Origin of the sequence: Mesorhizobium sp., from assembly GCF_004962245.1 — a bacterium.
In the GTDB taxonomy this organism is placed as follows: Bacteria; Pseudomonadota; Alphaproteobacteria; order Rhizobiales; family Rhizobiaceae; genus Mesorhizobium.
Genome location: NZ_SUHQ01000006.1, coordinates 211,332 through 223,995, shown reverse-complemented (window position 1 = coordinate 223,995; position 12,664 = coordinate 211,332). Strand labels below are relative to the sequence as shown.

Sequence of the window (12,664 nt, the reverse complement as noted above, 5' to 3'; positions counted from 1 at the left end):
AATGCGGCTGAGCGATTTAGGTTCCCGTCGGCTCATTGCGTGCGCCACCATCTCCCCTGCCGGATGCCGCGACATTGCTCGACGCGACATCCGGGGGGCACGGTGCGGGTGGCGCTTAGATGCGCCCGAGCAGGACCAAGATAATGACAATGAGCAACACAAGGCCAAGGCCGCCGCCGCCATAGTAGCCGGTGCCATAGAACGGCCCGCCACCCAAGCCGCTAAACCCGCCAAGCAACGCAATGATCAAAATGATGATGAGAATGGTGCCGAGGCTCATGGTGGTTCTCCCTGTTTGCGCACACACGCCATTTACAAGGGCACGTCCCATGCGCCCGTTGATGAACATGAACTCGCAAGAGGGCGTTCCTGTTCCACCGGCAGAAGCCAACAGGGCCTGGGAAACCAGAGATCGGGACCGCCTTGGTTATCCGATTTTCAGTTATTCATCGGCGGGTCACGGGTCGCCCTTTTACGCGTAAGCCGTTCGCAAGGCGGAGGTCTTCATGCGTCTGGGGAGATGTCCGCCAATCTTGTGGCGCTCCTGTTGGTGGCCCTGACGGTTGGCGGCGTCTTCCTTCTGTTCGGCCAGCCGTTATGGCCACGGCGCCACGCAAACATAATGCTGGTGCCGGAACTCGATGCATGACGAACCGCATCGACACGCAAGATTTGCGACCCCCGCGCCATGCCTGCCCGACACCGTCGAAGCAGACACTGCCTTCCCGTCCCAGATCGATTGGCCGTGATCCGCAGCCTGGCGCCTGCTTTGGACCGAAAATTCTGTTCCAGCCAATGAGCGAACCGGCATGCGGGCAGCTTCCGTTGGGAACAAGCCACATCCGATGGCGTTTACCGACTGTGCGATCCCGCTGCGCATGGAGTGAGGCAGCGTAGCGTAAGAGGTCACCATGGTGAAAGGAGACAATCATGAGAACGCATTTTTCCATTGCAGCCGCCGGATTTTTGCTGCTGGCAGACATCGGCGCCGCTGCCGCTCAGGACGTGATCATCGCGCCTGAACAGGAGACCGTCATCAGGGAATATGTGGAAAAGCAGCCGCTCGCATCGGTGGAAATCCCTGGAGTGGAGCTCAATATAGGCTCAACGCTGCCCGATACGGTCGAGCTTCACGAAGTGCCCGACGTCGAATACCGCTACGTTGTCGTCGATAATCAGACCGTCGTCGTTGATCCAGGCACACGCAAGATCGTCAAAATCATCCGGTGACCGTTGCCGCTGAAAGGCCCGTCACTTTGGCAAGCGGCGGGCTTCAACGGAAGAACGCGTGCGTCATCGCTAACGGTAGCCTCGGCTTTGGGTGACGTGAAGCAACCCGCGCCTTCATATTGCCAATTCCGGGCCAGGACCGGCCTTGTCAGCGCGTCACGGCGCGATAATTTTTTCCCAGGGCGTGGGCGCTTCGACCGATCGAAAGGAGCCGACTATGAAACACCAGACACTCGACCAACTGCAGACAATCGCGGAGGTCAAGCTCTCGGCGACATACCCGACCATGACTCGAAGGCAGCGGATCGAGCGTTGGGCGGAGCTTCTCGAACAAAATCCACAGCGCTGTCTCGGAGCGCTTACAGGCACCGAATACCTCACTCCCGAAGCCCGTGCCGTGGCGCGTGGCGCGGGGTCGCCGATCACCGTTGCCTACGAGGATCCGGTGCTGCGCGCCGAGGGTTTGAAAGACGACACCTATGGGGAGGCGAAGCGCTTCTTCGAAGTGAGTGACTGGCAGTTGCACGACATCGTCTGCCATTGCCACGTCGGCGCCACGATGCAAGCGCGATGGGCTGCCGCCAGGGTCCGCCGGACAATCAACGGGAACAGAGTCCTCGCTTGGCTAAGGGCGGCGCTAGCGCATTGACGCCGCGCGGCATGGCGACAAGTCGTGGTCTCGAAAGCGGGCGCCGGGTTTCCCGGACGGCTTCGTATCGCGGTGCAGGTCCGACATTGACGAGGCCTTAGAGGCCGACATTGCCGGCATAGAACAGTGGAAGGTGCCCGGATCGAAAAGCCGCAAACCGGACGGCTCCGACGCCCTCGAACTCGCTAACGGGAACGAAAAGGTTGTGGAACGCTTGATCACTGAACGTTGAAGGAGTCGCGAACCATGTTTCCGGTGTTGAACAAAAAGCTCTGCGCCGGCCTTATTGCCGGAGTTCTGATCTTCCCGGCCGACGGCCTTGCGCCGGTCGCAGCTCAGGAAATCCCGAATGATTTCACAGCGATCGTGCGCCAGAAAATACCGGCCGTGGTCGCAATAACCACCCGACAGATTATCCAGGGCCAGACGACATTGGACGATTTTTTCAGCCCTTTCGGTAACCCCGGACCGGCGCAACCGCAGGTGCGCGAGGCTCTTGGCTCCGGCTTCGTCATCAACCCGGAGGGCTATATCGTCACCAACAACCATGTTGTTGCCGACGCGACCGAGATCCACGTTGTCTTTTCGGACAAGGAAACGTCGCCCGCCCGGCTGGTTGGCCGCGATCCGGGAACCGACATCGCCGTGCTTAAGGTCGATCCGCGGCCCAACATGACGACGACCGCCTGGGGCGACTCCGACGCAGTACAGCCCGGCGCATGGACGATCGCGATCGGCAGTCCGTTCGGCCTCGGTGGGAGCGTCACCGTCGGCGTGCTTTCAGCCCGTTCGCGCGACATTCAGGCCGGCCCCTATGACGACTTTCTCCAGACGGATGCCTCGATCAATCGGGGCAATTCCGGCGGTCCCCTGTTCAACGCGCGCGGCGAAGTGATCGGGGTCAATACGGCCATCGTATCTCCCTCAGGCGGCAGCATAGGGATTGGCTTTGCGATACCATCCCGCACTGCTCGCAACGTCGTCGACCAGTTGATCCGCACCGGCAGGATCGAGCGTGGCTTCATCGGCGTGCGTCTCCAGGAGATAACCCCGCCGATCGCCGAAGCGCTTGGCGTATCCGGTAGCAAGGGCGCGCTGGTCGCGTCTGTCGAACCTGGCGGTCCGGCGGAGAAGGCAGGCGTACAGGCAGGAGACGTGATTACGCGCTTTGACGGCAAGGACATCCAGAGCGTCCACGATCTGACGCTCGCGGCTGCGAGCCAAAAGCCGGGGACAAAGACGACGCTCACAAGGAACCGCGGGGGCAGCCAACAGGAAATAGCCCTGACCGTCGGTCAGCGCGACGACGAGGAGGTGCAGACCAGCGCCGTTCCAAACCCGGAAGCAGCGGACGCGCGCCTTGGATTGTCGCTGAGCCCGATTCCCGATGAGGCGCGTCAGCAACTGCGACTACAGCCGGGCACTACAGGCGTATTCGTGCAGGATGTGGCTCCCAACAGCCTCGCCGCCACAAACGGCCTTCGGCCTGGCGACGTGATCGTTTCGGCCAACAACCGGAATGTGACACAGCCATCGGATGTCCAAGAGGAATGGGCGAAATCACGCCAGCAGAACAAGCCCTTATTGTTCCGCATCGACAGGCAGGGGCAGTCGCTTTTCGTTGCCGTAGCCACATCTTGACGGCAAGGCGTCGTGTAGGCCTTCGTCGGATCGACCGCCTGCTGCCGCGAGGGACCGCCTCTTAGGGCTGCCAACGGGAACAACAGCGGACCACGGTCGTTTCGTGACGCCGGGCCGAGTCAGTCACCGCTTTTAAAGCGCCGCCGGCGCAAGCGGTGTTCGGGCTGGACCGTGGATGACTGAACCGTCGGCTGCGAAAATCGACCCATGGCAAGGGCAATCCCAGGTGTTGTCCGCGTTGTTCCAGGTCACGGTGCAGCCCTTGTGGGTGCATGTCGCCGAAACGGAATGGAGTTCGCCTTCAGCGTTTCTCCACGCCGCGATCTTTTCGTCGCCCCTGACGATTACGCCGCCCGCGCCGGGCGCAATGTCGTCGGCGCCTGAGACGATCGATTGGCTGCGGCCGTTCTTGTGGAAGTCCTCGGGATAGGGGCGCGCCGGATCGTAGAGCTTTTGCCACGGGCTTGGCCGGGCGCAAATCAAATCCGCGATCATCGCGCCAGCGGCCGTTCCGTTGGTGATGCCCCAGGCGTTGAACCCGGTGGCGATGTGGAAGCCGGAGGCCTTGTCGGGATCGGGTTCGCCGGCATACGGAACCCGATCTGCCGTATCATAGTCCTCGTTACACCAGCGCCACGCAATGTTCCCAACCGGAAGGTTCTTCCTTGCCCATTTTTCCAGCTCGATGAACCGCTTTGCCACGTCGCCGTCTTGGCCGGTGTCGAATTTGGGACCGAGCGTGACCAGCAGCGGACCGTCGGGGTCGCGGCCTGTGCGAATGGAATGCGTCGGATCGTCGATGCCGATGAACATACCGTCGACGGCAAGGGGGTCCTCGATCCGAAACGCCATGGCGGTGTGGCAGCGCGGCTGGGTCCGGTTCGCCATGCCGACAGGGCTCTTCACTGTCATGTTGGTGGCGACAACCAGATGCTCGGCGTGAACGGTGCCGCCTTCGGTGACGACGCGCCAGCGGCTCGCCTCGCCGATCGAGGCGGCACGGCTGTTCTCGAAAATCCGCCCGCCAAGGGCCGTAACCGCTTGAGCCAGGCCAACCAGATACATCGCCGGATTGAACTGCGCCTGGTCGGAAAAACGCAGAGCGGCGGCCGTTTCGAAAGGGAGCGGCGCGCGTTCGAGACTATCGGCGTTCAGCCCGACCTGACGCGCGGCCTCAGCCTCGGCCACGATCTCCGCGCGCCGGCTTGTATCGCAGGTGTAGGTATAGGCGTCCTTGGTCTCGAGATCGCAGGGGATGGCATAGTTGCGAACCCATTCCCGGATCTGGACGGCGCCGGCGGAGTTCGCATCGGCGTAGGTTTGCGCCAGGTCTCGGCCGAGAGTGTCGATAAGATGACGATAGATCAGCGCGTGCTGCGTCGTGATCTTGGCCGTCGAGCGGCCGGTCACCTGGCCGCCTGTCCGCAGGCCTTCGACAACGATCACCGATCGACCGGCCTCGCAAAGGCGAAGTGCGGTGGTGAGCCCGACAATTCCAGCGCCCACGATCACGACATCGGCATCGACCGAGCCCTCGAGCTGGGGATAGTTCATAGCGGTGGCTGCTGCCGTCCAACAGCTTCCCGTTTTTCCCAAAAGAATGGCCATTTCAACCGCGTTCCTTGTGCGTCGACCTGACATTTCGATAACCGCGTCTGCACGGGAACGTTCCCTGGACAGCCGATCCCAGGCGCGAAGCCGGGCTTCTAAAGCAGCCGGTCGTTGGTTTGGGACCCTTTATCGTCGTGATGGCACGCGCGTGGTGATGGCTCGCGACCGTAGCTTTAAATTGTGTGTCGGCTACGTTGATGTGCCTATGAAAAGATGGTAACGCGATATTAAAGGATGTTTCGGGTCGTTACCTTGGGCGGGGCGAATGGGATTTGTGATACCGCGGGCATGGTTGTGCGCTGGCCTGCTGACAGGCTTGATGATGTCCGCGACGCCGATGGAGCAAGCATCGGCCGACGCGGTGTCTGGTGCCATGGCCATCGGGCAACCGACATCCGTCCCTGTCGGCTACATCGAATTCTGCCGAAGGTATGCCGCGGAATGCAGGATACGATCAGGCGACGTTCCTCCGGTCGTTATGAGCGGAGGAATGGAAGATAAGTTGGCGTCCATCACCAGGCTCGTGAACAGATCGATCAAACCCGCGAGCGACCTTGCCGTTCATGGAACGATGGAATTCTGGTCCTATCCTGACAACGCGCGGGGCGACTGCGAGGACTACGTCCTGCTTAAGCGCCAGATGCTCGAGCTGCAGGGCATATCGCTCTCGAACCTGCTGATCACCGTCGTCAAAAAGAAGGATGGCGAGGGGCACGCAGTGCTGACGATCAGGACCGACAAGGGCGACTACGTGCTCGACAACCTCAACGACGACGTGAAGCTTTGGTCGGAAACCGGGTATAGGTTTCTAAAAAGGCAGTCGTCCACAGATACCGAGCGCTGGGTCGCGATACGTGGACATCCCGATGTTCTGGTCGGGGCAGTCGACTGAACCTTTCGAGTTTGCGACTGGATAGCGCTTGGCGCTCCCGCGCCATGTCCGCGAATGGCAAGGTTTGACACAGGTTGTGTGGACGCGATTTACGTGACCGGCCTCGACGGTCCCCAGTCGCCAGCATTGCGGGTTTCTTGAAAATCGCTGTGCCTGTGCTATGTTAGACGAAATCGCGAAATGTCAGACATAGGAGGCTGCGTCATGGCGAAGGCAGCGAGGAAGAAACACACAGGTAGCGGTACGGAGCGACAAGGGCATTTTGTCATTCAAAAGCGCGCTGACATGGCATCGAAGGTGGATGAGCCGCTTTCGAAGGTCGGTCGGGTAAAAACGACTGGTACCTTTGTCCCGATCAGCAGAACCCGTTTCGAAGCCGTCCTGAAGGCGGCGGAACTTTCTGGTCTCCTAGGCGACAAGAGCACGAGGATCGGCGGTCGCATTAGCCCGGTGCTGATTGAAAAAGCAAAGAAGCAGACTGGGATTGAGACTGATACCGACTTGATCGAATTCGCCCTCGCCAATGTCGCGCTCGACGATAATTTCGGAGAAACATTCAGAAAGACGAGGGGAACCGTCGATCCGTCCCTTAAGCTTGGGTTCTGAATGACGGATTTCGATTTCGCTGGGTCTGTCCGCTGGGCACGGTTCGATCCCCAAAAAACACTGTCTCGTCGCAAGGATGATGAACTGCCTTTCCTCGACAATGTCGCCGAGGCGGGGCAGGAACTCATGCTCGACACCTGTGTCTATATCGATGGTTTGCAGGGACGCGCCCCGGACGTCGTGGCCGATCTGCTCGATCTCAGGCTCAGCAATCATTCGACGATTGCCATCCAAGAACTCATGCACACCGTCGGCGTGCTAGACCCCAAACATCCCGGTACAAAGACCGCAATCAAGCAGATTGGCATGACCATTGGCGTCATGCACTCGCATCGTGTGTTCTCACCGGATCCCGACGTGCTTGGAAAAGGTGCCCTACTGTCGGGCATCCTATGTCGCCTTCAGGGCTACCGGAAAGATGCTCGGCTTCGTGCCCTTCAGGATTGTGTTTTGTTCCTGCAGGCGCAGAAACTAGGGTTTACGGTCCTCACCGGGAACATCAGCGACTTCGATTATCTTCTCCAGCTAATCCCGACCGGGCGAGCGCTGTTTTATCGTCGAGCTTGATCATCACTCCATGGCGAGGAGAGCACCATGTCAACGAGCACACGCGCGATCAGACCTATGGATCATCGCACCGACATCGTCTGTTGCGTCACTGGTGCGCGCGGGTGAACGCGGGAGCGCCCGGTCCTTTGTCACGCCGGTCACGACGCGCGTAACGGCCGGGCGGCTGCCCCACATGGCGGCTGAAAGCGGTGCTGAATGTGCTTGCCGAACCATAGCCAACCCGCCTCGCAACTTCGTCGAGCGCGATGCCCCTGCTCAGCAGAAGGTCCTTCGCAACAGCCATGCGCCAGCCGAGGAGGTACTCCATCGGCCGGAGCCCCACGGTGCGCGTGAAGCGGTCGAAGAAGGCCGATCGGGACATTCCCGCCTTGCGTGCAAGGTCAGCCACGGTCCACGACCGCTCGGGATCGCTGTGCAATTGCCGTAAGGCTTCGGCGACGCGCGCGTCGGCCAGCCCGCGCAGGAGTCCGGGCGGTGCGTCTTTCCCCTGAGTTGCCCGCAACGCTTCGATCAGCAGGACCTCGACGAGACGCGCAAGCACAAGATCGCGGCCGACGCTTTGCTCGCTGGCCTCCTCGCCGACGAGGCGAACCAGCAGCGAAAGCCGCTGGATTCCGCGCACGTGAACCATCGCGGGGAGAAGCGACACCAACAAAGCCGCATCGGGAGACTCGAAAACGAAATAGCCGCCGAGCAGGCGCACGTCGGGAGGGCCGTCGAGCCGGCCGTGACGAACCTCCCCAGCGGGCACGGGCGTCACCTTCGGATTGATGTGTCTGGGCACCGCCCATTCGAAGCTGGACATCGTGAAGGCGGGCGTCGCCGGCAGAAGCACGAAGTCGCCTTCCTCAAGACTGATGGGGTCTTCTCCATCGACGGCAAGGCGACATCGGCCCTCGATTACCGCGCAGAAGCCCGGCTCGCCGAACTCGGAATAGCGCACACCCCAGCGCCCTGCGCCGCTGATCCCTTTCGAGAAGACGGTGCGTGGCCGCAGGAGTTCGATGACTTGACAGAGAGGATCTGGCATTTCCGGACTGTCCCTCACGAAATACGGACTTCTGATCGATGATAGTCCTGATCATGGAGGTTATTTCTCTCGCGTCAACCTCCATGAAGGGACCTCGACATGAAAACCGTACTCATTACGGGCTGCTCGTCCGGCTACGGACTCGAGACTGGCGCCATTTCCATTCCCAAGGATGGACTGTCCTTGCCACCATGCGAACGCCGCGCGAAGGAATTCTGCCTCGGTCGGATCGCATTCGCGTACTGCCGCTCGATGTCACCAATGCGGAGAGCATATCGGCGGCGCTCGAGGCGAGCGGCCCAATCGACGTGCTCGTCAACAATGCCGGCATCGGTGTCGTCGGCGCCTTCGAAGCGACACCAATGACTCATGTGCGCAAAGTGTTCGAGACCAACACATTTGGCGTTATGGCGATGACCCAGGCCGTAATACCCCAGTTTCGTTCCCGCAGATCGGGCGTGGTGGTCAACGTGACTTCAAGCGCAACGCTTGCTCCGATGCCGTTGGCAGCGGTTTACACCGCCAGCAAAATGGCCATCGAAGGGTTCATGGGATCGTTGGCCCACGAACTGCGGGCGTTCGACATACGGGTCAAGCTGGTTGCGCCCGGCTACGCCCCAACCACGCGGTTTGCGCAGAATACGGAACTGCGCATCGACGAACTGATTCCTGAGGCATATGCGTCGTTTGCAGGACCGATCTTCGCTGAATTCGCCAGGCCTGCCATGGTGACGAAGGAGTCCGACGTGGCCGAGGCGGTGTGGCATGCCGCGAACGATGTATCAGGCCAACTCCGTTTTCCGGCAGGACCCGACGCTGTGGCGTTGGCTCGAGCGAGTTAGGGGGCCGGCGCCGGCCGCCAGCGCATGAGCACCATCTCCGCAGCCATTCGGAGACCTTCAGGAGTATCGGTCGACAGTTTCTCGCGGGTATGAGGAAGATTGGCGAGAGGGCCGTCGGCCGGCACGAGGAATGTGTTGGGCGTGATGACGTAGGGCTTGGAGAAGTCGATTACCTTGAGGCGCTCCGGTTGGGTCCGATGGTAAGAACCACGTCGAACCTCCCGGCGAGCAACGACGGAATCTGGCTATCCCAATCCTGCACGACGACCTTGCAAGCAGCCGTGCCTAAAGACGGGCCTTTGTGCTGCGCGGCGTGGCCAGCAGCAGGCTCGTCTCGCTGCCGGTGATACCGGGCACAAGGCGTATCCGGCGCAACACCGCATCGAACTCGGTGAGGGTTGCCGTGTTGAGTTCGACCACCAGATCCCAGCGCCCATTCGTCGTATGGATCGTAGCGACTTCCGCAAAACCGCCAAGTGCGCGGATCACCCGATCGGCGGCATGGCCTTCGATCTCGATCATCATGATACCTCTGACGGCCGAGCTGATCGCTTCGGCGCGCAGGATAACCGTGTAGCCGATGATTTCGCCGGACTGTTCAAGTCGCTCCATTCGCGAGCGTGCCGTGGCGCGCGATACGCCAAGATCCGCCGCCAGGTCGGAGATGCTCCGCCGCGCGCTGTGGCGCAGGAGCGTGATGAGTTTTTGGTCGAGCGAATCCATCATTTTCCCAATATGGCAGCCAGATATCTCAAAATGATAGCTCTTGCTGCGAATTTTGCCAATCAGTGCTATTCATTCTGCCGGCAGCATACGCTTCAACTCCCCCTCGGCCTCATAGAGGGAGAGCTTGTATGAATTGCAATATTTTGGGCGCGCCGGTGCAGGACGGCGCTGGACGAATGGGCTGTGAAATGGGACCGAGCGCCTTGAGGACGGCAGGGCTGGTCGGCGCTCTCAGGGACCTTGGCCATACGGTAAACGATCTTGGCACCGTCGCGCCGGCGGCGATGCGACCGCTTGCTCATGGCAACCTGGCGCTGAAGGCGCTGCCGGAGATTTCAGCTTGGACGGCGGGCATTACGGACGCCGCCTATGCTGCCAGCGCCGACGCCATGCCGATCTTTCTCGGTGGAGATCACTCCATCTCGGCCGGCACCCTGTCGGGGCTTGCACGTCGCGCGGCCCAAGCCGGGCGGCCACTGTTCGTGTTGTGGCTCGACGCGCATCCGGATTTCCACACGCTCGACACCACCGCCAGCGGTAATCTCCACGGCGTGCCGCTTGCCTATGCCAGCGGCCAGCCCGGCTTCCACGGCTACTTTCCAGAGCTGCCGGAGCGGATCGATCCGACCCGCATCTGTACGTTCGGAATCCGCAGCGTCGACCCGGCCGAGCGGCAGGCGCTGCGCGCCGCGGGCGTCAGCGTGCATGACATGCGCGCCATCGATGAACACGGCGTCGCTCCGCTTTTGGGCGCTTTCCTCGACCGGGTAGCGGCCGAGAACGGCCTTCTGCATGTCAGCCTCGATGTCGACTTCCTCGATCCGTCGATCGCGCCCGCGGTCGGCACCACCGTTCCAGGCGGGGCAACATTTCGCGAGGCGCATCTGGTCATGGAGATGCTCTCGGACAGCGGCCTGGTCAGCAGTCTCGACCTTGTCGAACTCAATCCCTTTCTCGACGAGCGCGGCCGCACGGCCACGCTGATGGTCGACCTGACGGCGAGCCTCATGGGGCGCCGCATCATGGACCGGCCGACCAGGAGCTTTTGATCGATGACCGCCAGACTGAACATCGTCCCCTTCGTCAGCGTCGACCACATGATGAAGCTGGTGCTTGCCATCGGCGTCGAGCGCTTCCTCACCGATCTCGCTGAGTATATCGAGGAGGATTTTCGCCGCTGGGCGCTGTTCGACAAGACGCCTCGCGTCGCCTCACACAGCATCGATGGCGTGATCGAACTGATGCCGACGAGCGATGGTCGCCTCTACGGCTTCAAATACGTCAATGGTCATCCCAAGAACACACGCGACGGCCGGCAGACAGTGACCGCCTTCGGCGTTCTGGCCGATGTCGGCAACGGCTATCCGATGCTGCTTTCCGAAATGACGATCCTGACCGCCTTGCGCACGGCTGCCACCTCGGCGGTGGCCGCGAAATACCTTGCGCCGAAGGGCGCGGAGTGCATGGCCATCATAGGCAACGGCGCACAGTCGGAATTCCAGGCGCTCGCCTTCAAGGCGCTGCTTGGCGTCAACAGACTGCGTCTCTACGACATCGACCCGGCGGCCACGCGCAAATGCGCGGACAATCTTGCGGGGCTGGGGTTCGACATCACGTCCTGTGCTTCCGCGCATGCCGCCGTGGAGGGAGCACACATCATCACCACGGTGACCGCCGACAAGCAGTGTGCGACCATCCTCACCGACAACATGGTGGGCAGCGGCGTTCACATTAATGCAGTCGGTGGCGACTGCCCGGGCAAGACCGAGCTCCATCGTGACATCCTGTTGCGTTCGCAGATATTCGTCGAATACACTCCCCAGACGCGGATCGAGGGCGAAATCCAGCAGCTCGCTGCGGACCATCCAGTCGTCGAACTTTGGGAAGTGATGACTGGCAAGACATCGGTGCGGGCCGACAGCCGCGCGGTCACGCTGTTCGATTCCGTCGGCTTCGCCACCGAGGATTTCTCGGCTCTCCGCTACGTGCGCGACCAACTTGCCGATACCGGCTTTTACGAGGAGTTGGATCTTCTTGCTGATCCCGATGAACCGCGTGACCTGTTTGGAATGCTTTTGCGGGCCGCAAACAACGACTGAAACTGCTGTGCTGGCCATCCAACCGGCAGCTTCACCGTCGAAATGTATAGTTGCAGCGCGACGGCCGCGGCGCAGAGCGGGTCCGTAATAGCCGAAAGGTACCGTGTTTAGTTGACGCGGGAAGCAGGGAAGCGACGAGGCTGGCAAGGTGACTTGAAGTGCTCACGTCAACGAACTGACCCGTGCCGCGCCGACAAGCAAACTCGCGTTCCGGGAACCGAAGCGTAGCCAGCCCATCCTGGGCACGAGCTGATTTCGGCATGCAGACGGTTCATGCCCTTCTTCTGATCGTGCCTTCGAGTTTCGTGGCCATCGCAACAGTGTTGGAGATCGTGCCGTATTTGCGGACGTTCTTGTGCAGAAGCTCGAGACGCTGGTCGGTTTCGTCGGTGTCGATCGTCAGTGCGTACTCGATCGAAATGATCTTCGGCGGACTGTCCTGCCGAACGGCATGCAGTTTGACCTCGACGCCATGAAGTTCGAACTTCAGCATCGGCGTAACCCGCTCGATGCCCTTGATCATGCAGGCCGCAACAGCGGCCAGCAGCAATTCGGCCGGATTGAACGCGTCGAGGCGCCCTCCAAGGCTGGTATCGAGCACGATCTCGGCGCCCTTGGCCGTTGCGACGCTGCCCTGCGCGTTAATTCGTTTTGCTTCGACTTTGTACTCGAGCATTTGGGACCTGCCTAATGGGACTTCTGGCCATCATGCCGGTGCTTGGCGCATTCGTGATCTGAGTGCCGGCAGCGGTCGGGCGCGGTCAGCCT

Annotated in this window: 14 protein-coding genes and 1 pseudogene; 10 read left to right on the top strand and 5 right to left on the bottom strand. The window is 61.0% G+C overall.

Translation table 11 applies throughout. From position 1 onward, the window contains the following. Nucleotides 1–115 precede the first annotated feature (115 nt). Nucleotides 116–280, bottom strand: coding sequence for a DUF3309 family protein (locus E5X88_RS09080; protein WP_292160458.1), 165 nt, complete (start codon nucleotides 278–280; stop codon nucleotides 116–118). Between the two features lie 240 nt (nucleotides 281–520). Between E5X88_RS09080 and E5X88_RS09075 the strand changes: the two genes are divergently transcribed. From E5X88_RS09075 to E5X88_RS09060, 4 genes are all read left to right on the top strand, one after another. Further along, the gene (locus tag E5X88_RS09075) at nucleotides 521–649 is read left to right on the top strand and encodes a hypothetical protein (protein ID WP_292160456.1); all 129 of its coding nucleotides are present in this window, start codon (nucleotides 521–523) and stop codon (nucleotides 647–649) included. Between the two features lie 281 nt (nucleotides 650–930). Continuing rightward, on the top strand, nucleotides 931–1,230 hold the full coding sequence (locus E5X88_RS09070) for a DUF1236 domain-containing protein (RefSeq protein WP_292160454.1): 300 nt from the start codon (nucleotides 931–933) through the stop codon (nucleotides 1,228–1,230). A gap of 217 nt (nucleotides 1,231–1,447) precedes the next feature. Continuing rightward, nucleotides 1,448–1,879, top strand: coding sequence for a hypothetical protein (locus tag E5X88_RS09065; RefSeq protein ID WP_292160452.1), 432 nt, complete (start codon nucleotides 1,448–1,450; stop codon nucleotides 1,877–1,879). A gap of 246 nt (nucleotides 1,880–2,125) precedes the next feature. Then, a complete protein-coding gene (locus E5X88_RS09060) occupies nucleotides 2,126–3,520 on the top strand; it encodes a Do family serine endopeptidase (protein WP_292160450.1) in 1,395 nt (464 codons plus the stop codon). A gap of 132 nt (nucleotides 3,521–3,652) precedes the next feature. On the opposite strand, the gene E5X88_RS09055 is transcribed toward E5X88_RS09060, so the two are convergent. After that, on the bottom strand, nucleotides 3,653–5,128 hold the full coding sequence (locus E5X88_RS09055; protein WP_292160448.1) for an FAD-dependent oxidoreductase: 1,476 nt from the start codon (nucleotides 5,126–5,128) through the stop codon (nucleotides 3,653–3,655). 268 nt (nucleotides 5,129–5,396) lie between these two features. Here E5X88_RS09055 and E5X88_RS09050 point away from each other — a divergent pair, with 268 nt between their 5' ends. The 3 genes from E5X88_RS09050 (at nucleotide 5,397) to E5X88_RS09040 (ending at nucleotide 7,196) form a co-directional block, all read left to right on the top strand. Beyond that, nucleotides 5,397–6,023 carry a transglutaminase-like cysteine peptidase gene (locus tag E5X88_RS09050; RefSeq protein WP_292160445.1) on the top strand — a complete coding sequence of 209 codons (627 nt, stop codon included), beginning with the start codon at nucleotides 5,397–5,399 and terminating at the stop codon, nucleotides 6,021–6,023. 204 nt (nucleotides 6,024–6,227) lie between these two features. Beyond that, the gene (locus tag E5X88_RS09045; RefSeq protein ID WP_292160443.1) at nucleotides 6,228–6,629 is read left to right on the top strand and encodes a hypothetical protein; all 402 of its coding nucleotides are present in this window, start codon (nucleotides 6,228–6,230) and stop codon (nucleotides 6,627–6,629) included. Continuing rightward, entirely contained in the window at nucleotides 6,630–7,196 is a 567-nt protein-coding gene (locus E5X88_RS09040; RefSeq protein WP_292160442.1) for a DNA-binding protein, read from the top strand. Between the two features lie 88 nt (nucleotides 7,197–7,284). On the opposite strand, the gene E5X88_RS09035 is transcribed toward E5X88_RS09040, so the two are convergent. After that, a complete protein-coding gene (locus tag E5X88_RS09035; protein ID WP_292160440.1) occupies nucleotides 7,285–8,229 on the bottom strand; it encodes an AraC family transcriptional regulator in 945 nt (314 codons plus the stop codon). Nucleotides 8,230–8,328: 99 nt separating this feature from the next. On the opposite strand from E5X88_RS09035, the pseudogene E5X88_RS09030 reads away from it, so the two are divergent. Beyond that, nucleotides 8,329–9,071, top strand: a pseudogene (locus E5X88_RS09030) (SDR family oxidoreductase). Nucleotides 9,072–9,356: 285 nt separating this feature from the next. Here the strand turns inward: E5X88_RS09030 and E5X88_RS09025 are convergent. Further along, entirely contained in the window at nucleotides 9,357–9,794 is a 438-nt protein-coding gene (locus tag E5X88_RS09025) for an Lrp/AsnC family transcriptional regulator (RefSeq protein WP_109670139.1), read from the bottom strand. Between the two features lie 131 nt (nucleotides 9,795–9,925). Here E5X88_RS09025 and rocF point away from each other — a divergent pair, with 131 nt between their 5' ends. Both rocF and E5X88_RS09015 read left to right on the top strand, forming a co-directional pair. Then, nucleotides 9,926–10,846: an arginase gene (gene rocF / locus E5X88_RS09020; RefSeq protein WP_292160433.1), complete on the top strand. Its 921-nt coding sequence runs from the start codon at nucleotides 9,926–9,928 to the stop codon at nucleotides 10,844–10,846. Between the two features lie 3 nt (nucleotides 10,847–10,849). Beyond that, complete coding sequence (locus tag E5X88_RS09015; protein ID WP_292160431.1) at nucleotides 10,850–11,896, top strand: ornithine cyclodeaminase; 1,047 nt, start codon at nucleotides 10,850–10,852, stop codon at nucleotides 11,894–11,896. A gap of 271 nt (nucleotides 11,897–12,167) precedes the next feature. Here E5X88_RS09015 and E5X88_RS09010 read toward each other — a convergent pair whose 3' ends face one another. After that, nucleotides 12,168–12,572: an OsmC family protein gene (locus E5X88_RS09010; protein ID WP_292160428.1), complete on the bottom strand. Its 405-nt coding sequence runs from the start codon at nucleotides 12,570–12,572 to the stop codon at nucleotides 12,168–12,170. Nucleotides 12,573–12,664: the final 92 nt, after the last annotated feature.

Excerpts from the sequence above, each read along its gene's own strand:
- E5X88_RS09080 (WP_292160458.1), bottom strand. The coding sequence starts at position 280 with ATGAGCCTCGGCACCATTCTCATCATCATTTTGATCATTGCGTTGCTT.
- E5X88_RS09075 (WP_292160456.1), top strand. The coding sequence starts at position 521 with ATGTCCGCCAATCTTGTGGCGCTCCTGTTGGTGGCCCTGACGGTTGGC.
- E5X88_RS09070 (WP_292160454.1), top strand. The coding sequence starts at position 931 with ATGAGAACGCATTTTTCCATTGCAGCCGCCGGATTTTTGCTGCTGGCA.
- E5X88_RS09065 (WP_292160452.1), top strand. The coding sequence starts at position 1,448 with ATGAAACACCAGACACTCGACCAACTGCAGACAATCGCGGAGGTCAAG.
- E5X88_RS09060 (WP_292160450.1), top strand. The coding sequence starts at position 2,126 with ATGTTTCCGGTGTTGAACAAAAAGCTCTGCGCCGGCCTTATTGCCGGA.
- E5X88_RS09055 (WP_292160448.1), bottom strand. The coding sequence starts at position 5,128 with ATGGCCATTCTTTTGGGAAAAACGGGAAGCTGTTGGACGGCAGCAGCC.
- E5X88_RS09050 (WP_292160445.1), top strand. The coding sequence starts at position 5,397 with ATGGGATTTGTGATACCGCGGGCATGGTTGTGCGCTGGCCTGCTGACA.
- E5X88_RS09045 (WP_292160443.1), top strand. The coding sequence starts at position 6,228 with ATGGCGAAGGCAGCGAGGAAGAAACACACAGGTAGCGGTACGGAGCGA.
- E5X88_RS09040 (WP_292160442.1), top strand. The coding sequence starts at position 6,630 with ATGACGGATTTCGATTTCGCTGGGTCTGTCCGCTGGGCACGGTTCGAT.
- E5X88_RS09035 (WP_292160440.1), bottom strand. The coding sequence starts at position 8,229 with ATGCCAGATCCTCTCTGTCAAGTCATCGAACTCCTGCGGCCACGCACC.
- E5X88_RS09025 (WP_109670139.1), bottom strand. The coding sequence starts at position 9,794 with ATGGATTCGCTCGACCAAAAACTCATCACGCTCCTGCGCCACAGCGCG.
- rocF (WP_292160433.1), top strand. The coding sequence starts at position 9,926 with ATGAATTGCAATATTTTGGGCGCGCCGGTGCAGGACGGCGCTGGACGA.
- E5X88_RS09015 (WP_292160431.1), top strand. The coding sequence starts at position 10,850 with ATGACCGCCAGACTGAACATCGTCCCCTTCGTCAGCGTCGACCACATG.
- E5X88_RS09010 (WP_292160428.1), bottom strand. The coding sequence starts at position 12,572 with ATGCTCGAGTACAAAGTCGAAGCAAAACGAATTAACGCGCAGGGCAGC.